22 protein-coding genes and 1 pseudogene are annotated in these 25598 nt (G+C 68.9%); 12 read left to right on the top strand and 11 right to left on the bottom strand.

What is annotated here, in order from left to right; translation table 11 throughout:
* Nucleotides 1-93: 93 nt before the first annotated feature.
* Together secG and ppc are read left to right on the top strand one after the other, a co-directional pair.
* Nucleotides 94-327: a preprotein translocase subunit SecG gene (secG, locus tag AC1DWT_RS20880; protein ID WP_072942108.1), complete on the top strand. Its 234-nt coding sequence runs from the start codon at nt 94-96 to the stop codon at nt 325-327.
* 46 nt (nt 328-373) lie between these two features.
* The gene (ppc, locus tag AC1DWT_RS20875; RefSeq protein WP_477921997.1) at nt 374-3130 is read left to right on the top strand and encodes a phosphoenolpyruvate carboxylase; all 2757 of its coding nucleotides are present in this window, start codon (nt 374-376) and stop codon (nt 3128-3130) included.
* Nucleotides 3131-3481: 351 nt separating this feature from the next.
* On the opposite strand, the gene pgl is transcribed toward ppc, so the two are convergent.
* From pgl to tkt, 5 genes are read right to left on the bottom strand one after another with little or no spacing between them, the layout of a single operon-like run.
* Entirely contained in the window at nt 3482-4225 is a 744-nt protein-coding gene (pgl, locus tag AC1DWT_RS20870) for a 6-phosphogluconolactonase (RefSeq protein WP_072942104.1), read from the bottom strand.
* Nucleotides 4218-5129: a glucose-6-phosphate dehydrogenase assembly protein OpcA gene (opcA, locus tag AC1DWT_RS20865; protein WP_477921994.1), complete on the bottom strand. Its 912-nt coding sequence runs from the start codon at nt 5127-5129 to the stop codon at nt 4218-4220. The genes pgl and opcA overlap by 8 nt, the downstream gene beginning before the upstream one ends.
* Nucleotides 5130-6674, bottom strand: a complete 1545-nt coding sequence (zwf, locus tag AC1DWT_RS20860) for a glucose-6-phosphate dehydrogenase (RefSeq protein WP_072942100.1) — start codon at nt 6672-6674, stop codon at nt 5130-5132.
* Nucleotides 6675-6677: 3 nt separating this feature from the next.
* Nucleotides 6678-7802: a transaldolase gene (tal, locus tag AC1DWT_RS20855; protein WP_072942098.1), complete on the bottom strand. Its 1125-nt coding sequence runs from the start codon at nt 7800-7802 to the stop codon at nt 6678-6680.
* A 6-nt stretch (nt 7803-7808) separates the two neighbouring features.
* Complete coding sequence (gene tkt / locus AC1DWT_RS20850) at nt 7809-9917, bottom strand: transketolase (protein WP_206015428.1); 2109 nt, start codon at nt 9915-9917, stop codon at nt 7809-7811.
* A 217-nt stretch (nt 9918-10134) separates the two neighbouring features.
* Between tkt and AC1DWT_RS20845 the strand changes: the two genes are divergently transcribed.
* Complete coding sequence (locus tag AC1DWT_RS20845; protein ID WP_072942445.1) at nt 10135-11118, top strand: heme o synthase; 984 nt, start codon at nt 10135-10137, stop codon at nt 11116-11118.
* A gap of 12 nt (nt 11119-11130) precedes the next feature.
* On the opposite strand, the gene AC1DWT_RS20840 is transcribed toward AC1DWT_RS20845, so the two are convergent.
* Complete coding sequence (locus AC1DWT_RS20840; RefSeq protein ID WP_477921990.1) at nt 11131-12096, bottom strand: quinone oxidoreductase family protein; 966 nt, start codon at nt 12094-12096, stop codon at nt 11131-11133.
* Nucleotides 12097-12175: 79 nt separating this feature from the next.
* Here AC1DWT_RS20840 and AC1DWT_RS20835 point away from each other — a divergent pair, with 79 nt between their 5' ends.
* Nucleotides 12176-12541 carry a hypothetical protein gene (locus AC1DWT_RS20835; protein ID WP_072942093.1) on the top strand — a complete coding sequence of 122 codons (366 nt, stop codon included), beginning with the start codon at nt 12176-12178 and terminating at the stop codon, nt 12539-12541.
* On the opposite strand, the gene AC1DWT_RS20830 is transcribed toward AC1DWT_RS20835, so the two are convergent.
* The 5 genes from AC1DWT_RS20830 to mptB form a co-directional block, all read right to left on the bottom strand.
* Nucleotides 12538-13500, bottom strand: coding sequence for a COX15/CtaA family protein (locus tag AC1DWT_RS20830; RefSeq protein WP_072942092.1), 963 nt, complete (start codon nt 13498-13500; stop codon nt 12538-12540). The two genes, AC1DWT_RS20835 and AC1DWT_RS20830, sit on opposite strands and share 4 nt — an antisense overlap.
* A gap of 69 nt (nt 13501-13569) precedes the next feature.
* Nucleotides 13570-15006, bottom strand: coding sequence for a hypothetical protein (locus AC1DWT_RS20825; RefSeq protein WP_206015429.1), 1437 nt, complete (start codon nt 15004-15006; stop codon nt 13570-13572).
* Nucleotides 15003-15803: an ABC transporter permease gene (locus AC1DWT_RS20820; RefSeq protein ID WP_072942088.1), complete on the bottom strand. Its 801-nt coding sequence runs from the start codon at nt 15801-15803 to the stop codon at nt 15003-15005. Before AC1DWT_RS20820 ends, AC1DWT_RS20825 begins: the two co-directional genes overlap by 4 nt.
* The gene (locus AC1DWT_RS20815; RefSeq protein WP_072942087.1) at nt 15800-16744 is read right to left on the bottom strand and encodes an ABC transporter ATP-binding protein; all 945 of its coding nucleotides are present in this window, start codon (nt 16742-16744) and stop codon (nt 15800-15802) included. The genes AC1DWT_RS20820 and AC1DWT_RS20815 overlap by 4 nt, the downstream gene beginning before the upstream one ends.
* 6 nt (nt 16745-16750) lie before the next feature.
* Nucleotides 16751-18535, bottom strand: coding sequence for a polyprenol phosphomannose-dependent alpha 1,6 mannosyltransferase MptB (gene mptB, locus AC1DWT_RS20810; RefSeq protein ID WP_072942085.1), 1785 nt, complete (start codon nt 18533-18535; stop codon nt 16751-16753).
* 132 nt (nt 18536-18667) lie between these two features.
* Here mptB and AC1DWT_RS20805 point away from each other — a divergent pair, with 132 nt between their 5' ends.
* The 8 genes and pseudogenes from AC1DWT_RS20805 to AC1DWT_RS20770 all read left to right on the top strand — a co-directional run.
* On the top strand, nt 18668-19417 hold the full coding sequence (locus AC1DWT_RS20805; RefSeq protein WP_275957901.1) for a helix-turn-helix transcriptional regulator: 750 nt from the start codon (nt 18668-18670) through the stop codon (nt 19415-19417).
* A gap of 95 nt (nt 19418-19512) precedes the next feature.
* Complete coding sequence (gene sufB / locus AC1DWT_RS20800; RefSeq protein WP_072942082.1) at nt 19513-20973, top strand: Fe-S cluster assembly protein SufB; 1461 nt, start codon at nt 19513-19515, stop codon at nt 20971-20973.
* Nucleotides 20973-22202, top strand: a complete 1230-nt coding sequence (gene sufD, locus AC1DWT_RS20795) for a Fe-S cluster assembly protein SufD (protein WP_095860612.1) — start codon at nt 20973-20975, stop codon at nt 22200-22202. The genes sufB and sufD overlap by 1 nt, the downstream gene beginning before the upstream one ends.
* Nucleotides 22203-22247: 45 nt before the next feature.
* Nucleotides 22248-23057 (top strand): Fe-S cluster assembly ATPase SufC, encoded by an 810-nt coding sequence (gene sufC, locus AC1DWT_RS20790; protein ID WP_477921985.1) that lies wholly within the window; start codon nt 22248-22250, stop codon nt 23055-23057.
* A 6-nt stretch (nt 23058-23063) separates the two neighbouring features.
* Nucleotides 23064-24323 carry a cysteine desulfurase gene (locus AC1DWT_RS20785; RefSeq protein WP_206015430.1) on the top strand — a complete coding sequence of 420 codons (1260 nt, stop codon included), beginning with the start codon at nt 23064-23066 and terminating at the stop codon, nt 24321-24323.
* Nucleotides 24320-24835 carry a Fe-S cluster assembly sulfur transfer protein SufU gene (gene sufU, locus AC1DWT_RS20780; protein ID WP_072942076.1) on the top strand — a complete coding sequence of 172 codons (516 nt, stop codon included), beginning with the start codon at nt 24320-24322 and terminating at the stop codon, nt 24833-24835. Before AC1DWT_RS20785 ends, sufU begins: the two co-directional genes overlap by 4 nt.
* Nucleotides 24832-25251: a metal-sulfur cluster assembly factor gene (locus AC1DWT_RS20775; protein WP_072942075.1), complete on the top strand. Its 420-nt coding sequence runs from the start codon at nt 24832-24834 to the stop codon at nt 25249-25251. The genes sufU and AC1DWT_RS20775 overlap by 4 nt, the downstream gene beginning before the upstream one ends.
* A 130-nt stretch (nt 25252-25381) precedes the next feature.
* Nucleotides 25382-25573 (top strand): annotated as a pseudogene (locus tag AC1DWT_RS20770) (hypothetical protein); the annotation flags it as partial.
* Nucleotides 25574-25598 lie beyond the last annotated feature (25 nt).

Here is a 25598-nt window from a genome sequence, read left to right as displayed (position 1 = left end):
GCGGTGGGTACCGGAAAGGCGCACGGGCGCGGAGCGCCTGTAGGGTGTACGAGGTCGTAGTTGTTCCTACTGGATGGGTGGACGTAGACAGACATGGAACTGTTCCTGGATATCTTGCTGGTGATCACCAGCTTGCTGCTGATTCTGCTGGTGCTGCTGCACCGCGGTAAGGGCGGCGGTCTGTCCAGCCTGTTCGGCGGCGGCGTCCAGTCCAGCCTGTCCGGTTCCACCGTGGTCGAGAAGAACCTCGACCGGCTCACCATCTTCACCGGTCTGATCTGGTTCATCGCCATCATCGGTATCGGTCTGGAGATCAAGTTCGGCTGATCCGCTTCATCATGCAGAGGGGCCGTCACCGGTCGATACTGGATGCATGATCGAAACCCCACGTGAGGCCACTGAACCACTCCGCGAAGACATTCGGCTCCTGGGCGGCATCCTCGGTCAGATAGTGCGGGAGCAGGCCGGAGACGGCGTCTTCGACCTCGTCGAGAAGGCCAGGGTCGAATCGTTCCGGGTTCGTCGTTCCGAGATCGACCGCGCCGATCTGGCCGACATGTTCACCGAGGTGTCCACGAGCGACGCCATTCCCGTCATCCGGGCCTTCAGCCACTTCGCCCTGCTGGCCAACCTCGCCGAGGACAACCACCGCGAACGCCGGCGCGCCGTCCACGTCGCCGCCGGTGAACCCGCGCCCGACAGCACCCTGACCGCCACGTTCGCCAAGCTCGACGCCGCTCATCTGGGCAGCGACGTCGTCGCGGACGCGTTGCGCGGGGCGCTCGTGTCGCCGGTCATCACCGCGCATCCCACCGAGACCCGTCGCCGCACGGTGTTCGAGACCCAGACGCGGATCACCGAACTGATGCGGTACCGCGAACGCACCGCCCTGACCGAATCCGAGACGGCGGACGTCGACGTCCGGTTGCGGCGGCAGATCCTCACCCTGTGGCAGACCGCGCTGATCCGGTTGTCGCGGTTGCGGATCCAGGACGAGATCGAGGTCGGGCTGCGGTACTACGACGCGGCGCTGTTCGAGGTCGTCCCGAAGATCAACGCCGAACTGCGCAGTGCCCTGCAGTCGCGGTGGCCGGACGCCGATCTGGGCCGGGAACCGATCCTGCGTCCCGGATCGTGGATCGGCGGGGACCGCGACGGCAATCCCTACGTCACCGACGAGGTGGTCCGTCAGGCCACGACCCAGGCCGCGGCCACCGCGCTCGAGCWTCATCTCGGGCAACTCGAGACACTCGAGCGGGAACTGTCCATGTCGGCCCGTCTCGTCACCGTGACGCCCGCCCTCGACCTCCTGGCCGCGGCGTCCCAGGACGATTCACCGTTCCGCGCCGACGAGCCGTACCGGCGCGCGGTGCGGGGCATCCGGGGGCGGCTCACGGCCACGGCGCACCGCATCCTCGGGGCGGCGCCGGATCACGGGCTCGACCTCGGGCTCGCACCCTACGACACGCCGCGGCAGATGCTCGGCGAACTCGACGTCGTCGACGACTCCCTGCGGCGCGGCGGCGACGGCACGATCGCCGACGACGGACTGGCGACGTTGCGGGACTCGGTGGAGGTGTTCGGTTTCCACCTCTCCGGCCTCGACATGCGGCAGAACTCGGACGTGCACGAGACCGTCGTCGCCGAACTGCTGGCGTGGGCGGGGGTGCACGCCGACTACTCGTCGCTGTCCGAGGACGAGCGGGTGGAATTGCTGTCGGCGGAACTGTCCACCCGGCGCCCCCTGACCACGGCGAACGCCGAGTTCAGCGAACTGACGGCGAAGGAACTCGCCATTCTCCAGGCCGGCGCCGACGCGGTGCGGACCCTCGGTGCGGGCGCGGTGCCCAACTACATCATCAGCATGTGCACCTCCGTCAGCGACATGCTCGAGGCTGCGGTCCTGCTGAAGGAGGTCGGCATCCTCGATCCCGGGTCGGGGGAGGCGCCGTCCTGCCCGGTGGGCATCGTGCCGCTGTTCGAGACGATCGAAGACCTGCAGCAGGGCGCCGCCACCCTCGAGGCCACCCTGGAGGTCCCGATCTACCGGGCCCTGGTGTCGGTGCGCGGCGACGCCCAGGAAGTGATGCTCGGGTACTCCGACTCCAACAAGGACGGCGGCTACCTGGCGGCCAACTGGGCGCTGTACCGCGCCGAGCTCGACCTGGTCGATGCGGCCCGCAAGACGGGAATCCGGTTGCGGCTCTTCCACGGTCGCGGCGGCACCGTGGGCCGCGGCGGCGGACCCAGCTACGAGGCGATCCTCGCGCAGCCGCCCGGCGCGGTGGCCGGATCGCTGCGGATCACCGAACAGGGCGAGGTGATCGCCGCCAAGTACGCGGAACCCCGCCTCGCGCAACGCAATCTCGAAACGCTGCTCGCCGCTACCCTCGAGGCCACCCTGCTCGATGTCGAGGGCCTCGGCGACGACGCCGAACCGGCGTACCGCATCCTCGACGAACTCGCCGCGCTGGCCCGCCGCGCCTACGGCGAATTGGTGCACGAGACACCCGGATTCGTGGAGTACTTCGAGATGTCGACGCCGGTCGCGGAGATCGGGGCGCTCAACATCGGCAGCCGTCCGGCCTCCCGCAAGCAGACCACGTCCATCTCCGACCTGCGGGCCATCCCGTGGGTGCTGTCGTGGAGTCAGTCCCGGGTCATGCTGCCCGGGTGGTACGGCACCGGCGCCGCGTTCGAGGAATGGACGCAGGGCGACCCCGAACGGGTGGCGATGCTGTCCCGCCTCTACGAGACGTGGCCGTTCTTCCGGACCGTACTGTCGAACCTGGCGATGGTGATGTCGAAGTCCGACATGGGTCTCGCCGCCCGCTACGCGGAACTCGTCCCCGACGAGGAACTGCGGCGACGGGTGTTCGGCAAGATCGCCGAGGAGCACGAGCGGACCATCCGGATGTACAAGGCCGTGACCGGGAACGACACGCTGTTCGCGGACAATCCCGGTCTGGAGCGGTCGGTGCACAACCGGTTCCCGTACCTGGAGCCGCTCAACCACCTACAGGTGGAACTGCTGCGCCGCTACCGGGCCGGGGACGACAGTGATCAGACGCGCCGCGGCATCCAGCTCACGATGAACGGGCTGGCGACCGCACTGCGCAACAGCGGGTAGCGAGGGCGGTTCCCGCGCCCCGCGAGAAAGTGCATGAACTTTCTTCCGGGGCGGGGGAACCGAACCGTCCGTCCCTGCGTCAAAACGGGAAAGAGCACAACGTTTCCGAGACGAAGTGGGGCGACGGATGAGGCGATGCGCGGGTGACCCGGTCTATTGGCGCGGCGGAATCGGGCGGCGGGGGACGCGGACGGCGAGCCCGCGTCGGGCCGGCCGGATCGTCACCGAATGCCGGGTCACCCGGACACCCGTCGAACGGGACCCCCGGTCGCCCGCCGGGTTACCGGCGGACGACGACGAGGACCCCGTCGGATGAGAGCCTCAGTTCGGCGAGGGTCAGTTCGGCGAGGGTCAGTTCGGCAGCCGGGACGCGGCCGACGTGTCGAGCAGCCACCGGGTGGCCGAGAGTCCGCGCGCCCCGGACGCCGGGATCTCGACGGGCGGTGCGCCCGCGATCGCCGCGGCCACGGCCTCGGCCTTGGCGTCACCGGACACGACGAGCCACACCTCGTCGGCGTGCCGGACGGCGGGCAGGGTCAGCGTGACCCGCACCGGCGGCGGCTTGGGGGAGTCCGTCACCGCGACGACGAACCGGTGCTCCTCGCGGACCGCGTCGGTGTCGGGGAACAGCGAATTGACGTGTCCCTCACCGCCCATGCCGAGCAGGTGGACGTCGAAGACCGGGACCTGCCTGCCGTCGGCGTGCGCCCCGAGCACCTGTGCGTACGCGACGGCGGCCGCCTCCGGGTCGTTCTCGTAGATCCCGTCCGCGACGGGCATGGTGTGCACGCGGTCGGGATCGACGTCGACGTGGTCGAGCAGCGCGGCCCGCGCCTGCACGTCGTTGCGCTCCGGATCGCCGGCGGGCAGGAAACGCTCGTCACCCCAGAAGATGTCGATCGCGCGCCAGTCGATGTCGCCCGGGTTCTCCCGGACCCTCTCGAGCAACCCGATCCCGGTGCCGCCGCCGGTGAGGACCACCGACGCCGACCCGCGGTCCTTCTGGGCGGCGACGACGGTGGCTACGAACCGCTCCGCGGCCTTCGTCACCAGCGTGGCGGTGTCGGGGTGCACTTCTACGTGGATGTCACTCATACGTCACCTTCGTCAGCCCGGCGAGTGCGGCCTCGTAGGCCTCGTCGGGGTCCAGTCTGCGGAGTTCTTCGGCCAGGCAGTCGCGGGTCTCCCGCCTGCCCAGCGCCACCAGCGCATCCGGTTTGCCGGTCCGCGACAACGTCGCGGTGGTGCCGGTCTGCGGGCGGCTGATGGTCAGCGTGCCGCCGTCCGCGAACTCGAGGGTCACGAACAGCGGTCCGACCCTGCGGCTGACGGGCGCATCGAGACGGCCCGCCAGCCATCCGGCGATCATGTCGACGGCGGGCTCGTCCACGAGCCCCGACACCACTGCCGATTCGATGCGCGAGTGCGGTGGCTGGTCGACGGCCGAGGTGATGAGCCCCCTCCACATCGTGATGCGGCTCCACGCCAGATCCGTGTCTCCGGACGTGTAGGAGGCGAGGCGGCCCTTGATCTCGGCGGCGGGATCCGCACGGTCCGTGGCGTCGGTGATGCGCCGGATCGCGAGCTTCCCGACCGGATCCTKCGCGGGGACGGCGGGAGCGGTCTCGGGCCACCAGACGACGACCGGGGTGTCGGGGAGCAGGAACGGCACGACCACGCTGCTCTCGTGGTCGGCGAGTTCGCCGAACAGGCGGAGCACCACCACCTCCGAGGCGCCGGCGTCACCACCGACCCTGATCTGGGCGTCCAGCCGGGGCTCGGCGTCGCGGGAACCGCGGGCGACGACGATGACACGGCAGGGATGCTCCCGGCTCGCCTCGTTGGCGGCGTCGATGATGTCCTCGGAGTTCTCGCTGTCCCGGGTGCACACCACCAGGGTGAGAACCCGTCCCAGCGTCACCGCCCCGCCGGTCTTCCGGAGCTCCACCAGCTTCTTGTTGACCTGGCCGGTGGTGGTCGAGGGGATGTCGATGATCATCTACGGCCTTCTCCATTCGCGACCGGTGCGGTGCATCATTTCGTCCGCGGACGGGGGACCCCACGTGCCTGCCTCGTACGGTTCCGGTTTGCCCTCCGCGGCCCAGGCGGCGAGCGCCGGATCGAGGATCTCCCAAGACAATTCGACCTCGGCGTTGACGGGGAACAGGGAAGGTTCACCGAGCAGCATGTCGAGGATGAGGCGTTCGTACGCCTCGGGGGACGATTCGGTGAACGCCTGACCGTAGCTGAAGTCCATGTTGACGTCGCGGACCTCCATGCTCGATCCCGGGACCTTGGATCCGAAGCGCATCGTCACACCCTCGTCCGGCTGCACCCGGATGACGAGCGCGTTCTGCCCGAGTTCCTCGGTCATCGTCCGATCGAACGGCAGGTGCGGCGCGCGCTTGAAGATCACGGCGATCTCGGTGACCCGGCGGCCGAGCCGCTTCCCGGTGCGGAGGTAGAACGGCACACCCGCCCAGCGGCGGGTGTCGACCTCGAGGGTGATGGCGGCGAACGTCTCCGTGGTGGAGTCCTGCGAGAAGCCGTCCTCCTCCAGCAGACCGACCACCCGGGTGCCGCCCTGCCAGCCGCCCGCGTACTGGCCACGCGCGGTGGTCTCGTCGAGCGGCTGCGCGAGTGTGGTGGCGGAGAGCACCTTGATCTTCTCCGCCTGCAACTCCGACGGTTCGAAGCTGATCGGCTCCTCCATCGCGGTGAACGCGAGGAGTTGCAGCAGGTGATTCTGGATGACGTCGCGCGCCGCCCCGATGCCGTCGTAGTACCCGGCCCGGCCACCGAGACCGATGTCCTCGGCCATGGTGATCTGCACGTGATCCACGTAGTGGGCGTTCCAGATCGGATCGAACAACTGGTTGGCGAAGCGCAGCGCCAGGATGTTCTGAACGGTTTCCTTGCCGAGGTAGTGGTCGATCCGGAAGACGGTGTCCTCGGGGAAGACCTCGTTGACGACCGCGTTGAGCTCACGTGCGCTCGCGAGGTCGTGACCGAACGGCTTCTCGATGACCACCCGGCGCCACTGGCTGTCGTTCGACCGGGCGAGGCCGGCCTCGGACAGCTGCTTGAGGACCACCGGGAACGCGTCCGGCGGAATCGCGAGATAGAACCCGTGATTGCCGCCGGTCCCGCGTTCGCGTTCGAGCGTGGCGAGGGTGCTCGCCAGTTCCTGGAAGGACGCCGGGTCGTCGAAGCTGCCCTTGACGAAACGCAGGCCCTCCGACAGCCGCTCCCACACGTCCTCCCGGAACGGGGTCCGGGAATGGTCGCGCACGGCATCGTGGACGATCTTGCCGAAATCCTCGTCCGACCAATCCCTGCGGGCGAACCCGACGAGAGCGAACCCGGGCGGCAGAAGACCACGATTGGCCAGATCGTAGATGGCGGGCATCAACTTGCGCCGGGCCAGGTCGCCGGTGACACCGAAGATCACCAGCGCACACGGCCCGGCGATGCGTGGTAGGCGCTTGTCCCTACTGTCGCGAAGTGGATTGACCCAATCGTCTGACGCTGCGGGCTCGCTCACGTATCAGCTCTTCTGCCCTGCTGCGCGCAGCTGCTCCGCGGTGGCCTCCAGGAGTTCGTTCCAGGACACCTCGAACTTGTCGACGCCCTCGTCCTCGAGCACCTTGAACACGTCGGGCAGGTCGATGCCGACGGCGGTGAGCTGGTCGAAGATCTCCTGCGAGGCGACCGCGGTGCCGGAGACGGTGTCGCCCGCGACCTCGCCGTGGTCGGCGAACGCGTCGAGGGTCTTCTCCGGCATCGTGTTCACGGTGTTCGGGGCGACCAGGTCGGCGACGTACAGGGTGTCCGGGTAGTCGGGGTTCTTGACTCCCGTCGACGCCCACAGTGCGCGCTGCGGGCGGGCACCGGCCGCGAGCAGACCCTGGAACCGCGGCTGCACCTCGAAGACCTGCTGGTACGCGGCGTACGCGAGGCGGGCGTTCGCGACGCCGGCCTTGCCACGCAGCGCGAGGGCGTCGGGGGTGCCGATCTTGTCGAGCCGCTTGTCGATCTCTGTGTCGACGCGGGAGACGAAGAACGAGGCCACCGAATGGATGCGGGAGACGTCGTGGCCGGCGGCCTTCGCGGCCTCGAGGCCGTCCAGGTAGGCGCCCATGACGAGTTCGTAGCGTTCCACCGAGAAGATCAGCGTGACGTTGACGCTGATGCCCTCACCGAGCACCTTGGCGATCGCCGGGATCCCCGCCTCGGTGGCCGGGATCTTGATGAACAGGTTCGGGCGGTCGACGATCTTCCACAGTTCGACGGCCTGCGCGACGGTCTTGTCGGCGTCGTGGGCCAGGCGCGGGTCGACCTCGATGGACACCCGGCCGTCGACGCCGTGGCTCGCCTCGAACTGCGGGGCGAGGACGTCGCAGGCGGCGCGGACGTCGTCGGTGGTCACCGTGCGGATGGTGGCCTCGACGTCGGCGCCGCGCTCGGCGAGTTCGCGGACCTGTGCGTCGTAGACGTGGCCCTTGCTGAGCGCGGCCTGGAAGATCGACGGGTTGGTGGTGACACCGACGATGCTCTTGGTCGCGATGAGCTCGGCGAGGTTGCCGGACTCGATGCGGTCACGGGAGAGGTCGTCGAGCCACACCGAGACGCCGGCTTCGGAGAGCTTCTGGAGGTTGGGGTTCTGAGTCATGGCGTTCTATCCCTTCACGCGTGCGAGCGAGCGCTGTGCGGCGGCGGTGACGGCTTCGGCGGTGAAGCCGAACTCGCGGAACAGGGTCTTGTGGTCGGCGGAGGCGCCGAAATGCTCGATGGAGATGATTTCGCCTGCGTCACCGACGAAGCGGTACCACGGCATCGAGATGCCGGCCTCGACGGCGACCCGCGCCTTGACGGTCGGGGGCAGCACGCCGTCGCGGTAGGCCTGGTCCTGGGCGTCGAACCACTCGACGCAGGGCATGGACACGACCCGGGTGGGGATGCCCTCGGCCTCGAGCGCCTCGCGGGCGGCGACGGCCAGCTGCAGCTCGGAGCCGGTGCCGATGAGCACGACCTCCGGTGCCCCGGCGGACGCGTCGGCGAGGACGTAACCGCCGCGGGAGACACCCTCGTAGCTGGTGCCCTCGAGGACCGGCAGGTCCTGGCGGGTCAGGGCGAGACCGGCGGGAGCGCGGGTGGCCTCTTCGGCGCCCTTCTCGAGAACGGCGCGCCACGCGTGCGCGGTCTCGTTGGCGTCGCCGGGCCGCACGACGTACAGGCCGGGGATGGCGCGCAGCGCCGCGAGGTGCTCGATCGGCTGGTGGGTGGGACCGTCCTCGCCGAGTCCGATGGAGTCGTGCGTCCACACGTAGGTGACCGCGGTCTTCATGATCGCGGCCAGCCGGACGGCGGGACGCATGTAGTCGCTGAAGACGAGGAACGTGCCGCCGTAGGGGCGGGTCGGACCGTGCAGGGCGATGCCGTTGAGGATCGAGCCCATGGCGTGCTCGCGGACACCGAAGTGCAGGGTGCGACCGTAGGGTTCCGCGTTCCACATGCTGGTGGAAATGGACTTGGGACCGAACGAGTCGGCGCCCTTGATGGTGGTGTTGTTGCTCTCCGCGAGGTCGGCGGAGCCGCCCCACAGCTCGGGCAGCACCGGTCCGACGGCGTTCAGGACGGCGGCGGACGCCTTCCGGGTGGCGAGACCCTTCGCGTCGGGCTCCCACATCGGCAGCACGTCGGCCCAGCCGGCGGGCAGGTCGCGTCCGATCAGGCGGTCGAGGAGTTTCTTGCCCTCCGGGGCGCGCTGCGCCCACTCGTCGTACTGGGCCTGCCATTCCTTGTGCGCCTGCGCACCGCGCTCGACGACCTTGCGGGTGTGCGCGATGACCTCGTCGGCAACCTCGAACGTCTTGTCCGGATCGAAGCCGAGCGCCTTCTTGACGGCGGCGACCTCGTCGGCGCCCAGGGCGGCGCCGTGCGCTGCGCCCGTGTTCATCTTGTTCGGTGCCGGGTAGCCGATGATCGTCCGGAGCAGGACCAGCGACGGCTTGTCGGTGACCTCGCGGGCCTTGTTCAGGGCCTCCTCGATGGCGACGACGTTCTCGCCACCCTCGACGATCTGCACGTGCCAGCCGTACGCCTCGTAGCGGGCGGCGGTGTCCTCGGACAGCGCGATGGCGGTGTCGTCCTCGATGGAGATCTTGTTGTCGTCGTAGATCAGCGTCAGGTTGCCGAGCTGCTGCACACCGGCGATGGACGACGCCTCGGAGGTGACGCCTTCCTCGATGTCGCCGTCGGAGGCGATCACGTAGATGTGGTGATCGAACGGGCTGTCGCCGAGCGCGGGCTCGGGATCGAACAGGCCGCGCTCACGGCGGGCGGCCATGGCCATGCCGACGGCGGAGGCCAGACCCTGACCCAGCGGCCCGGTGGTGATCTCGACGCCGCGGGTGTGGCCGTGCTCGGGGTGGCCGGGGGTCTTCGAGCCCCAGGTGCGCAGTGCTTCCAGGTCTTCGAGTTCCAGCCCGTAACCGGCGAGGTACAGCTGAATGTAGAGGGTGAGGCTGGAGTGTCCACAGGACAGCACGAACCGGTCGCGGCCGATCCAGTCGGCGTCGGTGGGGTCGTGACGCATGACGCGCTGGAACAGGGTGTAGGCGAGGGGGGCCAGGCTCATGGCCGTGCCGGGGTGGCCGTTGCCCACCTTCTGCACTGCATCGGCGGCGAGCACCCGGATGGTGTCGACGGCCTTGGTGTCCAGTTCGGTCCAGTCGGCGGGATGAACCGGTTGCGTGAGGACGTGGATGTCGTCTGTGATCGACACGGGCAGAAGTCTCCTGACATGGGTGAACGTGGAGCCTGAGGATGCGTGGGCCTCTTGTGCGACTCCAGCCTAGTGCGCGGTCGTATCCGGGTCGATTCGGTTCGCGCATTACGGCGGTCTACCATCGTTTGTAGTAGAACGGCCGGCCGTCGCGAAGGACTTCGGGAGCAGGCACCGGCATTCGGATGTGGAATTACGCGTGGTGCGAGGAGAGAACGTGCGGACAGGGCATCAGCCGAGCGGACACGGCTTCGGCAGCCCCAGCCCCGCCCCCCGCGCGACCGGCACCGACACGGTGCTGGGTCGCGTCACGGGCAAGGTCTTGGCCTACATCGCGTTGACCAAGCCGCGGGTGATCGAACTGCTGCTGGTCGCGACCATCCCGGCGATGCTGCTGGCCGACCGCGGCAACGTCGACATCCTGCTGATCCTCAGCACGCTGTTCGGCGGATGGATGGGTGCGGCGAGCGCAAACTCCCTCAACTGCGTCGTCGACGCCGACATCGACAAGGTCATGAAGCGCACCGCGCGGCGGCCGCTGGCCCGCGACGCGGTTCCGACGTCGCACGCGTTCGTGTTCGGCATGACCCTCGGGGTCGCGTCGTTCCTGTGGTTGTGGTGGCGGGCGAACCTGCTCGCCGGGTGTCTGGTCGTCCTGACCATCGCGTTCTACGTGCTCGTGTACACGATGGTGCTCAAGCGCCGGACCTGGCAGAACGTCGTCTGGGGCGGTGCCGCGGGCTGCATGCCCGTCATGGTCGGCTGGTCGGCGGTCACCGGATCGCTGAGCTGGCAGCCCATCGTGCTGTTCCTGGTCATCTTCTTCTGGACGCCGCCGCACACCTGGGCGCTCGCGATGCGCTACAAGGAGGACTACAAGGCGGCCGGTGTCCCGATGCTGCCGGTGATCGCCACGGAGGAGCACGTCACCAAGCAGATCCTGCTGTACAGCTGGGCGATGGTGATCACGTCGCTGGTGCTCGTCCCCGCCGCCGGAGTCGTGTACGCGGCCGTGACCCTCGTCGCCGGCGCCTGGTTCCTGCTCATGGCCCATCAGCTGTACCGCAGCGTCCGCGGCGGAGCGGCCGTGAAACCGCTCCGCCTGTTCCTGCAGTCCAACAACTACCTGGCCATCGTCTTCGTCGGGCTCGCCGTCGACTCGGTGCTGGGACTGCAGACCGTCGGCAGCCTGCTGAGCTGACCCCGCTTCGTCTCAGGGCACCAGCACGATCGATCCCGTCGTCGCCCGCGCCTCGAGGTCGCGGTGCGCCTCCTCCGCCCGCTCGAGCGGGTACTCCGCTCCCACCCGGACCGTGAGTGCACCGTCGGCGAGGGCGGCGAACACGTCTCCCGCCCGCCACGTCAGTTCCTCCCGGTTGCGGACGTGGTGCGCGAGCGTCGGCCGGGTGAGGAACAGCGAACCTGCCGGGTTCAGTCGCTGCGGATCGAACGGCGGCACCGGCCCGCTCGCCGCACCGAACAGCGCGACCGTTCCCCGGATCCGCACCGACGCGAGACTGGCCTCGAACGTGGACGCGCCGACACCGTCGTACGCGGCTGCGACGCCCTCGCCGTCGGTCAGTTCCCGCACCCGGGCCGCGATGTCGTCGTCGTAGCGCAGCACCTCGTGGGCTCCGGCGTCACGGGACAGCTGCTCCTTCGCGTCGGAGGACACCGTGGTGATCACCCGGGCGCCCAGCGTCGTCGCCATCTGGGTGAGGATCAGACCGACTCCGCCCGCCCCGGCGTGGACGAGGACGGTGTCGCCGGACTGGATTGGGTACGTGGAGTGGGCCAGGTAGTGGGCGGTCATGCCCTGCAGCAGCGCAGAGGCGGCCTGCGGGGCGGGCACGGAGTCGGGGACGGCGATCGCGGCCGCCGCGGGCACGGCCACCTTCTCCGCGTAGCTGCCGGGAGCGGCGCACCAGGCCACCCGGTCGCCGGGCGCGAAATCCGCAACATCGCCGCCGACGGCMTCCACGACGCCGGAGCCCTCGTCGCCGGGAACGTAGGGCAGCGGCCGCGGATACAGCCCCGTCCGGAAGTACGTGTCGATGAAGTTGATGCCGATCGCGTCGGTACGAACGAGCAGATCCGTCGCTCCGATCTCGGGTTCGGGAACCTCTACCAGTTCGAGGACGTCGGGACCACCGAGACGGGAAACCTGTATAGCGCGCATGGTTTCAGTTCTACACGGCGCGGCCCGCCGCACGGAGCCTGGCGGACACGGCACGACTACCGCCCAGTATTCTCGGACCATGAGTACCGACACCCATGCGGAACAGGCCCCCTCGAGCCCGGCGCCTTCGCTGCCGTCCCACACGGTCGACGCGATCAAGAAGTTCGTCGCCGAGCACGGCGGTTCGGCCAGCGCCGTCATCCAGCCCATCGGGCTCGCCGGCGTCCGGATCACCCTCGTCGGAGCCGACGGCATCCTCGGTGACCAGGTCGTCGAGGATCTCGCCACCGCGAACGCCGTCGTCGCCTCGCTCGACGCCGTCACCGTCTCGGAGTGGGACCGCGCGATCACCAGCATCGTCACGCCCCGCAAGGGTCACATCCAGAAGATGGCCGGCTGGGTCGCGCGGCAGACCCGGTTCCCGAAGGCCCGCAACGAGCGCTAGACGCTCGCGGTGTCGGGCTGCGTGACGTACTCGCGGGTGCGTCCCGCGGCCCACACCGCCGCGGTGGCCGCGGTGCACAGCCCGGCCCCCGCGACGTGGAACGCCACCAGGGCGGCGGGAACGTCCGTGAAGAACTGGACCAGCCCGATCAGCGCCTGCGCCACCACCAGCGCGAGCAGAACCTGCACCCGGACCTTCACCGCGCGGCCGGCGCCGACGGCGTACAGACCGAAGCACAGGCCGACCAGCAACGCCAGATAACCCACGAGCAGTTGCGCATGCAGGTGCACGAGCGTGACGATTTCCACCTCGAGGCGGGGAACCACGCGGTCGAGACTCTTGTCTCCCGCGTGCGGTCCCGCACCCGTGACCAGCGTTCCGGCGGCGAGGACCCCGGCCAGCGCGACCGCCGACAGCGCGGTGAGCCAGCGCAGCGGTGCCGGGATCACGTCGATCGCCGGGGCGTCGTCCGGTTCGCAGATCTTCGCGTACATCACGGTCGCCAGCCACACCATCGCCATGGATGCGAGCAGGTGCACCGCGACCGTCCACCACAGCAGTCCGGTGAGCACCGTGACACCGCCGATGACGGCCTGCACGACGGTGCCGAGAGGCATCATCCACGCGTAGACGAGGACCTCTTTGCGGCGGCGCGCGCGGGTGACCGCGAGGACGATCAGGGCCGCGGCCACGACGACGACGAACGTCAGCAGCCGGTTGCCGAATTCGACCGCCTGGTGGACGACGGCGACCTCGCCGTGCCCGACCGGCACGAAGCTGCCGGGGAAGCACTGCGGCCACGTGGGGCAGCCGAGGCCGGAGGCCGTCACCCGGACGACGGCCCCGGTGACGGCGATGCCGCCCTGCGTGAGGATCACCGCGAACGCGATGACACGCTGCACGGTCAGCGACGGAAGGGGGAGACGGTCTACCAGGCTCAGAAACCCGCGATACAGCACGGCATCGATGGTAGAGGGCGGTCAACTACAGCGTGTCGTTGGGCCGGTGGCGGCGCAGCCGACTTCGTGCTACTCGCCGCGAATGCGCAGGATGCCGGTCACCGTGCCCTGCCAGAAGTCGCCGGTATCGGTGACGAGTCCGGACATCTGCAGGGTGTCGTTGACGGCGGTGCCGGGGAGTGGGCTGGTGTGCTCGACGGAGCCGTCGGACGGGTCGATCACCGCGAACGCGAAACCGTCCAGGGGTGTCGTGACGTCGAACCCCTGGCGGATCACGGTGTACAGCAGGCCGTCGCCGGTCGACAGGTGCGGGACCGCGGCGCTGCGGACGTCGTTGCTCCACACCTGGTGGCAGCCGATCGGGTCGATGTCCACCCGCGTCATGCCGCCGGTGAAGGGCGCGTTCGTCGGAACGGCCGGTCCCGCCCCGTCCGGGACGGTGGGATACGGGTAGCCGTACGTCCCGGCGACGTACACCGAGTTGCCGATGCCGATCGGCGAGTTCTCGCTGCCGCCCGGGTTGCCGAGCACCGGGAGGGTGCAGATCTCGTCGCCGGAATCGGCGCGGAAGACCCGGAGATTCACCTGCGGGTCGGCGTTGTCGACGATCGCGACGAAATCGCTGCCGGTGGACGGTCCGAAGTAGGTGGGGGTGGAGCCCGTGCCGTGGCTCAGCTGCCCCGGCTTACGGTCCGGTCCGCGGTCGTACTCGCGGCGCCAATCCAGACGGACCTCGCCGTCGCGGAGCGCGAACTGGTACAGGGCGTGCGTGGTCGCGACCGCGGCGCCTGCCGGCGAGGTGGAGATGCTGTTCTGCACCTGCTCGCCCGCGGCCAGCGGCAGGGTGTGCGCGACACCGCCGCGATCCACGGCTCCGACGACACCGCCGCCCGTCGCGAACCAGACGTTGCCCTGCCAGTCCGGAGTCAGCCCGGTCACGTTGTCGCCCTGGGGAACACTGCCGGACAGATCGACGTGCGAGTCGACGGTGATCCGCCACTGGCCTGCGGGGTCCTTCGAATGTCCGAGGCGCAGTAGCTGACGGTTGCCGTCGACGACGACCAGGCGGTTGTCGTTGTCGAGGAACGCGTACACGCCACCGAGCAGGCTGCCCTTCGCCAGCGCGAACGTGGCGAGCGAGCCGCCGAACGGCGCCGCCGGGGCCGCGGGGTCGATCAGGTGCACGGTGGGAACCTGGCCGGCCACGGACGTGCACAGGGCGACGACGAGCCGGTCGGAACCCTGCAGGAGGGTCGGGCACGCGGACACGAGCGGGTACGCGGACAGCGTGACCGGGCCGGTGCCGGGACCGGGCAGCGGCGTCACGTCGGTGGACCCCGCGTCGCCGTGCATCGTGGACGTGCCCGCGGGTCCGAGGAACGGATTCGGCGCCGCAGGCGGACCCCACTGCGGTGCGGCGCCCGCGGGCAGCGCGCCACCCCAGAGAACGGCGAGCAGAACAGCGAGAACGGTGCCCGCGCGGCGGGCCGTGAGTCGACGGATCACGTGAATCGGAACGTCCTTGCGGCCAGGGCCCCCGCGGCCGCGCCCCAGACGGCGAGGACCACGACGCTGAGCACGTCCACCGAACCCGACAGTGCGGCGTCCAGCGCGTGCGCGAGCGCTCCGGACGGAATCAGCCGGGCCCCGGTGTGGAGAAGCCACGGGAGGTCGCCGGTGGCGAACACCACACTGCCGACACCGACCATCACGAACCACAGGATGTTGGCGAGGGCGAGGACGATGTCGGCGCGGAGGGTGCCGCCGAGCAGCAGGCCCATCGCCGCGAACGTCACGGTGCCCAGCGCGATGATCACGGCGCCGAGGACGAGTCCCCACGCACTCGGACGCCAGCCGAGAGCCAGCCCGATCACGCCGAGGAGGACGGATTGCAGGGCGACGACGATGACCACCGCGGCGCTCTTCCCGGCGATGATTCCCCACTTGGGCAGGGGAGTCGCGCCGAGCCGTTTGAGGGCACCGTACCGGCGGTCGAACCCGACCGCGATCGCCTGCCCGGTGAACGCGGTGGACATCACGGCCACCATCATCACGGCGGGCACCACCTTGTCGACGCGCGACGTTCCGAGGTCGCCGATGGGCAGCAGGCACAGCCCGATCAGCAGCGTGATCGGGATGAACATCGTCAGGAGCAGCTGTTCGCCGTTACGCAGGAGCAGTTTCAGCTCGAGCGCGGTCTGCGCCCGCAGCATGACCGCCGCGCCGCTCGGGCGGGGATCGGGGGTGAACGTGCCGGGGGCGAAACGATTCTCCGTCAGACGGTCACTGGTGCTCATCGTCATCCCCTCAGTTCCCGGCCGGTGAGTTCGAGGAAGACGTCCTCGAGGCTGCGCTGGTCGACGCGGATGTCGCTGATCAGGGCGTCCAGATCGGCGCACCACGACGCGACGGAGGCCACCACCTTCGGGTCGATCGGCCCCTCGACGAGGTAGGTCCCCGGTCCGGACTCGGCCACCCGGAAGCCGTCGGGGAGGGTCCGTGCGAGCGGTCCGGTGTCGAGACCGGCGGGCGCGGTGAGCCGCAACTGGCCTTCGGCGCCGCGGCTGGTGACCTCGGCGGGCGTTCCGGCAGCGACGATCGACCCGTGATCGATGATGACGAGCCGGTCCGCGAGTTCCTCGGCCTCGTCCATCAGATGCGTCGTCAGCAGCACGCTGACGCCGTCGCGGCGCAGCGCGTCGATCAGTTCCCACACCAGCAGGCGGGCCTGGGCGTCGAGCCCGGCGGTGGGTTCGTCGAGGAAGACCAGTTCGGGGCGGCCGACCAGCGCGCAGGCCAGGGAAAGGCGTTGCTGCTGCCCGCCGGACAGCCGGCGGTACGGGGTGCGACGCGCCTCCTCGAGGCCGAGGCTGCGCAGCAACCAGTCGGGGTCGAGGGGGTCGGCGGAGTAGGCGGCGACCAGGTCGAGCATCTCGCCGGCGCGGGAACCGGGGTACGCGCCGCCGCCCTGCAGCATCACACCGATCCGGGCCCGGACGGCGCCGGCATCGGCGATGGGGTCGAGTCCGAGGACGCGCACGGTGCCGCTGTCGGGGCGGACGAAACCCTCACACATTTCGACGGTGGTGGTCTTACCCGCGCCGTTGGGACCGAGCAACGCCACGACCTGTGCCGGTTCGACGGTGAGATCGAGCCCGTCGACGGCCCTCACACCGTCGAAGGTCTTCACCACGCCTTCCAGGCGTACAGCAGGTTGCGCCGATCCGGGCGTTCGCGAGGTCACGGGGAATCAGCGTAAGCCCTGGCCGGGTGTGACCCGGCCGGTGCCCCGGCTTTCCGCGCCGGCGTCGTCCCGGGGCGGATCCTGCGGTTCCGGCACGGCCTGTTGCTGCCCCGGACCGACCCGCCACGGCAGGCGGTTGCGGGTGATCACGATCAGCGTTCCCGCCGTGAAGATGGTGGCGATGGCGGCCTGGACGATGACGAAGGGCTGGTACTCGCCGCCGTTCGGCATCAGGATGACGCTGACGATGGACGAGAAGACGATCGCGGGGACCCGGAACGCGGGTGCAGTGGCCCAGGCGGCGAGCGGCAGGACCGCCCACAGCAGATACCAGGGCTGCACCACGGGGAACAGCAGGACGACCGCGCCGAGGGACAGTCCGAGCGCGCCGACCGCGTGGATGCGGCCGACGAGGGTGGCGACGAGCATCCGGAGTGTGATGAACGCCGCAGCGACGGCGGCGATCGGCCGGGTCAGGCTCAGCACCGCCGTCGTGTGATCGCCGAGGCCCAGCAGAACCCCGGCCAGTCCGGTGCCCAGCCCGAGGAGCGTGGGAATCGACATCCAGCTGCGGACCGCGTTCGCCGTGCCGAGCGTGTGCACCCAGCCGATGCCGAGCCCGCTGGACGTGCTGATGACGAGGGTGACCACCAGGGCCACCCCGCCGAGCAGTGCGGCCGCGGTGAGCACCGCTTTCGGGGTTCCGCCCCATCGCCTGGCCAGCGCCATCCCGACGAATCCCAGCGCGAGCAGGGAGGGGATCTTGATCGTCGACGACAGGGCGATGAGCGCCGCCCCCGACAGCAGCAGGAGAAGGGACTGCCCGCGGATCGGATCCGCCCGTTCGACGGCCCGCAGCGCCAGTTCGATCCCGGCCAGCATGAGGCCGAGCATCAGCGCCTCGTTGTGGATCCCGGCGACCAGGTGGAACAGCAGCAGGGGGTTGGCGGCGCCCAGCCAGAGGGCGCTGACCTCGGCGACGCCGCAGCGGCGTGCAAGGCGGGGGAGCGCCCACACGATCATGGCCACACCGGCGAGCGCGAGCAGCCGGTGCAGGAAGATTCCCGCGACGATGTTCTCGCCGGTCAGCCAGCTGATCCCGCGACCCATCCAGAGGAACAGTGGGCCGTACGGCGCCGGTGTGTCCCGCCAGATCGTCGGCACGGTGCGGGTCAGGACGTGATCGACGCCGAGAGCGCCCGCGGGACCGATGGCGTAGGGGTCGAGCCCGCGGGCCGCGATCTCGCTCTGCGCGAGGTACGAGTACACGTCCTTGCTGAACATCGGCGGCGCGACGGACAGCGGGATGATCCACAGCAACAGGGTGCGGTCGAGCTGGGACCGGTTGAGGCGGCGCACGGCCCCCGACTGCAGGCTGCCGATCGCGAACCGTCCGAGCAGCAGCCACGCAAGCACGATCATCACCGTGCCGGTCATGGCGAGGGTCAGCGCGACGCTGGGGATCCGGGCGGGAAGTCCGATGATGCGCAGCCCTTGGACGGGGTTCTGCAGTACCGGTTGGGCGCCGGCGCCCAGTGCGCCGACGGCCATCAGGACGGCGCCGGTCGCGCCGAACCGGCGGATGCCGCGGAGCTGCGCGGTCTCCTGCCCGTTCAGGCCTGCGGTCTCCGGTTCGTCGCCGTGCAGCGCGGCCGCCACCGACGAGCGGGGGGAGGGTCCGTCGATGCCCAGCGCCCGCCGGACGAGCTCGGCCGGATGTCGAAGAGCGGCGCGAGCCGTCAAGGTCGGCTCCGCGCGGGTCGGCTCCGGGTTCTCGGGGGTCTGCGGCACACAGGCAGCGTAGCGGTGCGCCGAACACGGCCGGTTCGGCCAGTATTCCCGCGCCCGGGCGGCACATAATCACAGGTGTAAGGCAGGGCACCCTTAGTAGACCTGCGATCGGAATTCCGTCACACTGGTGTTGTGAAAACGGATACGACACCACGTGCAGCGAAGGAAAGCGCAGTTCACGCGCCTCCTTCGGCGGCGCCTGTCGCAACCGCGTCACCCGTCGCCGTGGGCCACGAAGGGCACACCCGCGCGGCCGTCGTGAAGCTCCTCCTCGAGGAGGGACCCATCACCGCGTCGGAAATCGGAACCCGCCTGGGCCTGAGCGCCGCAGGCGTCCGTCGCCATCTCGACGCACTCCTCGAATCCGGCGAGGCGCGCGAGGCGTCCTCCGTCGCCGTGCGTCACCGCGGACGGGGACGGCCCGCCAAATACTTCCAGATCACTGCCAAAGGCCGCGGCAGACTCGGTCACGCGTACGACGACCTCGCGGGCGCGGCCATGCGCCAACTGCGGGAGGTCGGGGGAGACGCCGCGATCACCGAATTCGCTCGCCGCCGAGTGCAGGCGATCGTCGGCGACGTCACCCCGGCCGCGGATCAGAGCGCCGAAGGCCTCGAAACCACCGCCGACGCCATCGCCGACGCGTTCACCACCGCCGGATTCGCGGCCTCGACCCGCCCGGTCGGCAACGGCGTGCAGATCTGCCAGCACCACTGCCCGGTCTCGCACGTCGCCGAGGAATTCCCGGAACTGTGCGAAGCCGAGCAGGCCGCGTTCGCCCAACTGCTCGGCACCCACGTCCAGCGGCTCGCGACCATCGCGAACGGCGACTGCGCCTGCACCACCCACGTTCCACTCGTCCCACCGTCCGGCCCCAAATAGCAACGCTATCCCGATAGATCCCCTAGTCAGCAACCTGTTTTCCACCGGCGACCAGCCCTCGCCGGTCTCGTAACAAGACTCCGGAAGGAGCTCGCATGACCGTCACATCAGACCAGGTGACATCCACTGCGTCGGCCAACGCCGAGCCGCTCACGCAGGAAGAGACCATCGCGTCACTCGGGCATTACGGGTACGGCTGGTCCGATTCCGACGAGGCCGGTGCCAGTGCGCAGCGCGGTCTGTCCGAAGACGTCGTGCGCGACATCTCGGCGAAGAAGAGCGAACCGGACTGGATGCTCGACATCCGTCTGCGTGCGCTGAAGACCTTCGACAAGAAGCCGATGCCGAACTGGGGATCGGACCTCGAAGGCATCCACTTCGACAACATCAAGTACTTCGTGCGCTCGAGTGAGAAGCAGGCCGAGAGCTGGGAAGACCTGCCCGAGGACATCAAGAACACGTACGACAAGCTGGGCATCCCCGAGGCCGAGAAGCAGCGCCTCGTCGCCGGTGTCGCGGCGCAGTACGAGTCGGAGGTCGTCTACCACTCGATCCGTGAGGACCTCGAGTCGCAGGGCGTCATCTTCCTCGACACCGACACGGGTCTGAAGCAGCATCCCGAACTGTTCCGGGAGTACTTCGGCACGGTCATCCCGGCCGGYGACAACAAGTTCTCCGCGCTGAACACCGCGGTGTGGTCGGGTGGCTCGTTCATCTACGTCCCGCCGGGCGTGCACGTCGACATCCCGCTGCAGGCCTACTTCCGCATCAACACGGAGAACATGGGCCAGTTCGAGCGGACCCTGATCATCGTCGACGAGGGCGCCTCGGTGCACTACGTCGAGGGCTGCACGGCACCGATCTACAAGTCCGACTCGCTGCACTCCGCGGTGGTCGAGATCATCGTGAAGAAGGGCGGCCACTGCCGCTACACGACCATCCAGAACTGGTCGAACAACGTCTACAACCTGGTCACCAAGCGGACCAAGGTGGAGGCCGGCGGATCCATGGAGTGGATCGACGGCAACATCGGTTCCAAGGTCACCATGAAGTACCCGGCCGTCTGGATGATGGGCGAGCACGCCCGCGGCGAGGTTCTCTCCGTGGCATTCGCCGGTGAGGGCCAGCACCAGGACACCGGTGCGAAGATGCTGCACCTCGCGCCGCACACGTCGTCGACCATCATCAGCAAGTCGGTGGCCCGCGGCGGCGGCCGCGCGTCCTACCGCGGACTCGTCCAGGTCAACAAGGGCGCCCACGGCTCCAAGTCGACGGTCAAGTGTGACGCCCTGCTGGTCGATCAGATCAGCCGCTCGGACACCTACCCCTACGTCGACATCCGGGAGGACGACGTGACCATGGGTCACGAGGCCACCGTGTCGAAGGTGAGCGACGACCAGCTGTTCTACCTGATGAGCCGCGGGCTCACCGAGGACGAGGCCATGGCCACGGTCGTGCGCGGCTTCGTCGAGCCGATCGCCAAGGAACTCCCGATGGAGTACGCCCTGGAACTGAACCGCCTGATCGAACTGCAGATGGAAGGGGCGGTGGGTTAGTGACCACGCCAGAAACTGGTGTCCAGAATCTCGGAGTCACGGGAGCCGTCGCCGGCGAGAATCCGCGGATAGCGCGGACGTCCACCGGCTCGCCGATCGCCAACAAGGGCGAGGTCTTCACGTCGTTCGACGTCAACGCGTTCGAGATCCCCGGTGGTCGTGACGAGGTCTGGCGGTTCACCCCGCTGCGCCGTCTGCGCGGACTGCACGACGGATCGGCCGTGGCGAGCGGCACGGCCACCGTCGACGTCGCAGGCCCGGACTCCGTGAAGGTCGAGACCGTCGGCCGCGACGACGACCGGCTGGGCAAGGCCGGCGTTCCCGCCGACCGTGTTGCCGCACAGGCGTACTCGGGTTTCGAGACGGCGACCGTCGTGACCGTCGGCCGCGAGGTCGAGGTCGCGGAGACGATCAACATCACGATCACGGGCCCGGGCGAGGGCAAGGTCGCCTTCGGGCACCTGCAGATCCGGCTCGACGCGTTCGCGAAGGCGACCGTCGTCATCGACCAGCGCGGCAGCGGCACGTTCGCCGAGAATGTCGAATTCGTGCTCGGCGACAGCGCCCACCTCACCGTCGTCGCCGTCCAGGACTGGGCGGACGACACCGTGCACGTGGCGTCGCATCACGCGCGCCTCGGCCGGGACGCGGTCCTGCGGCACAACGCCGTGAGCCTCGGCGGCGACCTCGTCCGCCTGTCCGCGACCGTCAAATACGACGGTCCCGGCGGCGACGCCGAACTGCTCGGTCTGTACTTCGCCGACGCGGGACAGCACTTCGAGCAGCGACTGCTGGTGGATCACTCGCAGCCGCACTGCAAGTCCAACGTGGTCTACAAGGGCGCCCTGCAGGGTGATCCGGAGTCGGGGAAGCCCGACGCCCACACCGTGTGGGTCGGCGACGTGCTGATCCGTGCGGCGGCCGAAGGCACCGACACGTTCGAGCTGAACCGCAACCTCGTCCTCACGGACGGTGCCCGCGCTGACTCGGTCCCGAACCTGGAGATCGAGACCGGCGAGATCGTGGGTGCCGGCCACGCCAGCGCCACGGGTCGATTCGACGACGAGCAGTTGTTCTACCTGCGCGCCCGCGGAATCCCCGAGGACGCGGCACGGCGACTCGTCGTGCGCGGGTTCTTCCACGAGATCATCAACAAGATCGCCGTCGCCGAGATCCGCGAGCGTCTCGAGGCTGCCGTCGAGGCGGAACTCGCCGCAGTCGGCGTCTGAGCCGCGCCGCCGGACCATTACTTCCCATTTCTTCGAAGGATCACAATGTCTACCCCTGACGCTTCCACCCCCGAAACCTCGGTCCTGGAAATCAAGGACCTGCACGTCGACGTCGCGAACACCGACGAGAACGCCGAACCGATCAACATCCTCAAGGGTGTGAACCTGACGGTTCGGTCCGGCGAGACGCACGCGATCATGGGGCCCAACGGTTCCGGCAAGTCGACGCTGTCGTACGCCATCGCGGGTCACCCCAAGTACCRGATCACCTCGGGGTCCATCACCCTCAACGGTGAGGACGTCCTCGAGATGAGCGTCGACGAGCGGGCCCGCGCGGGACTGTTCCTCGCGATGCAGTACCCCGTCGAGGTTCCCGGCGTCTCGATGTCGAACTTCCTGCGCACCGCGGCCACCGCCGTCCGTGGCGAGGCCCCGAAGCTCCGCCACTGGGTGAAGGAGGTCAAGGAGGCGCTGACCGAACTCGACATCGACCCCTCGTTCGGCGAGCGCAGTGTCAACGAAGGTTTCTCCGGCGGTGAGAAGAAGCGCCACGAGATCCTGCAGCTCGGCCTGCTGAAGCCGAAGATCGCGATCCTCGACGAGACCGACTCCGGACTCGACGTCGACGCCCTGCGCGTCGTCTCCGAGGGTGTGAACCGCTACAAGGAGCGCGAGCACGGCGGAATCCTGCTGATCACGCACTACACGCGCATCCTCCGGTACATCAAGCCGGAGTACGTCCACGTGTTCGTCGGCGGTCGCGTCGTCGAGTCGGGCGGGCCGGAACTGGCCGACGAGCTCGAGGCGAACGGCTACGAGCGCTTCACCCAGGCTGCAGCAACGCAAGGAGCATAAACGCAGATGACCACCTCGGTGCGCGTATTCGACGTCACCCGGATCCGGGAGGACTTCCCGATCCTGGCGCGTACGGTCCGCGACGGAAAACCGCTGGTGTACCTCGATTCGGGTGCCACATCGCAGCGCCCGAATCAGGTGCTCGACGCCGAGAGGGAGTTTCTCACCACCTGTAACGCCGCCGTGCACCGAGGCGCTCACCAGCTCGCCGAAGAGGCCACGGACGCGTACGAGAACGCGCGTGCGGCGATCGCCGAGTTCGTCGGCGCCGACAGCGACGAACTCGTGTTCACCAAGAACGCGACGGAGTCCCTCAACCTCGTCACCCACGTCCTCGGCGACGATCGCTTCGAACGGCACCTCGGTCCCGGCGACGAGATCGTCATCACCGAGCTCGAGCATCACGCCAATCTGGTGCCGTGGCAGGAGCTTGCGCGCAGCACCGGTGCCACGTTGCGCTGGTACGGCGTCACCGACGACGGCCGCATCGATCTCGACTCGCTCGAGCTGACCGATGCCGTCAAGGTCGTGTCGTTCACCCACCAGTCCAACGTGACCGGGGCGGTGGCACCGGTCGAGGAACTGGTCCGCCGCGCCCGCGCGGTCGGCGCACTGGTGGTGCTCGACGCCTGCCAGTCCGTCCCGCACATGGCGGTGGACTTCCACGCGCTCGGAGTCGACTACGCGGCGTTCTCCGGGCACAAGATGCTCGGCCCGTCCGGCGTGGGTGTCCTGTACGGGCGCCGCGAACTGCTGAACGCGATGCCGCCGTTCATCACCGGCGGCTCGATGATCGAGACCGTCACGATGGAACGCACCACCTACGCGCCGCCGCCGCAGCGGTTCGAGGCCGGCGTTCCGATGACTTCGCAGGTGGTCGGTCTCGGCGCCGCGGTCCGGTATCTCGACGAGATCGGGATGGACGCAGTCGCCGCGCACGAGCACACCCTGGTCGAGGCGGCACTGGCAGCGCTCGGCGCCATTGACGGCGTGCACATCATCGGACCCACGACCGCCGAGAACCGTGGTGGGGCAGTGTCGTTCGTGGTCGACGGGATCCACGCGCATGATCTCGGCCAGATCCTCGACGACGAGGGCGTCGCCATCCGCGTCGGCCATCACTGTGCCTGGCCCCTGCACCGGCATTTCGGTGTCGCGGCCACGGCGAGGGCGTCGTTCGCGTTGTACAACACGGTCGACGAGGTCGCCGCTCTTGCGGCGGCGGTGCGGCGTGCCCAGGAGTTCTTCGGGGAGGTTCCTGCATGAGAATGGAACAGATGTACCAGGAAGTGATCCTGGACCACTACAAGCATCCCCACGGCCGCGGCCTTCGTGAACCGTTCGGCGCCGAAGTCCATCACGTCAACCCGACGTGCGGCGACGAGGTGACGTTGCGCGTGCAACTCGCCGACGACGGCACGGTGGTGGATGTGTCGTACGACGGCCAGGGCTGCTCCATCAGCCAGGCGTCGACGTCGGTGCTCACCGATCAGGTGGTGGGGATGCCCGTCGAGCAGGCGCTGCAGACCGTTGCCGCGTTCAACGAAATGGTCAGCAGCCGCGGTACCGTCGAGGGTGACGAGGACGTCCTCGGGGACGGCATCGCCTTCGTCGGCGTCTCGAAGTACCCGGCCCGCGTGAAGTGCGCGTTGCTGGGATGGATGGCATTCAAGGACGCGGTTGTTCAGATAGTGGACGACCGCGTCGTGGACGAACAGGATTCGGCCGTTCCGACAGCAGACGGCGAACCAGCTCGAATCGGAGGACAGGCATCATGAGCGAGACGCAGACGCCGCAGGCGGACGCCGCAGCCGCACCGGAGCAGGCGCCGGCGGACCAGGGCGGCGAATCCGCGCCCGCCGCATCGGGTGCGATCACCGACCCGAAACGCCTCGAGGAGCTCGAGGAGGCGATGCGTGACGTCGTCGATCCCGAACTCGGCATCAACGTCGTCGATCTCGGCCTGGTGTACGGGATCACCGAGGACGAGGACGTCGTGACCCTCGACATGACCCTCACGTCGGCGGCGTGCCCGCTGACCGACGTCATAGAGGACCAGTCTCGCGGTGCACTCGTGCGCAGCGGGCTGTGCAACGAATTGAAGATCAACTGGGTGTGGCTCCCGCCGTGGGGCCCCGACAAGATCACCGAGGACGGCCGCGAGCAGTTGCGCGCCCTCGGTTTCACGGTCTGACRACCCACCACCGTTGACGGWGGGGCTCGGCGAGAACCATCTCGCCGAGCCCCTTTTCTCGGTGCCCGAACGGTATGACGATCGATGCCGTGGCCTACTCGGAGCGGGACATGACACCATCACTGCTGTGATGGCGGCGAAACCGCGGCACGCGCGGGTCGAAGATGTCCACGAACTCGCCCTGAGAATGCCTCACGCCGAGGTCGAATACGGGCCTCGCGGCAACCCCATCTCCCAGGTGGGCGGTAAATCGTTCGTGTTCTTCCGAACCCCGCGCCCCGACGCCGTCGTCGACCCTCTAACCGGAGCGCGATTCACGGACGAGCTGCCGACGCGGATCGTCCATG

The sequence above is a fragment of the Rhodococcus sp. P4_B6 genome, from assembly GCF_056402215.1.
This window is presented reverse-complemented; position numbering and strand designations above follow the sequence as displayed.

Coding starts and splice junctions, on each gene's coding strand:
- sufU (WP_072942076.1), top strand. CDS start 24,320: ATGAGAATGGAACAGATGTACCAGGAAGTGATCCTGGACCACTACAAG.
- AC1DWT_RS20835 (WP_072942093.1), top strand. CDS start 12,176: ATGAGTACCGACACCCATGCGGAACAGGCCCCCTCGAGCCCGGCGCCT.
- pgl (WP_072942104.1), bottom strand. CDS start 4,225: ATGAGTGACATCCACGTAGAAGTGCACCCCGACACCGCCACGCTGGTG.
- AC1DWT_RS20820 (WP_072942088.1), bottom strand. CDS start 15,803: ATGACGATGAGCACCAGTGACCGTCTGACGGAGAATCGTTTCGCCCCC.
- AC1DWT_RS20785 (WP_206015430.1), top strand. CDS start 23,064: ATGACCACCTCGGTGCGCGTATTCGACGTCACCCGGATCCGGGAGGAC.
- AC1DWT_RS20775 (WP_072942075.1), top strand. CDS start 24,832: ATGAGCGAGACGCAGACGCCGCAGGCGGACGCCGCAGCCGCACCGGAG.
- secG (WP_072942108.1), top strand. CDS start 94: ATGGAACTGTTCCTGGATATCTTGCTGGTGATCACCAGCTTGCTGCTG.
- tal (WP_072942098.1), bottom strand. CDS start 7,802: ATGACTCAGAACCCCAACCTCCAGAAGCTCTCCGAAGCCGGCGTCTCG.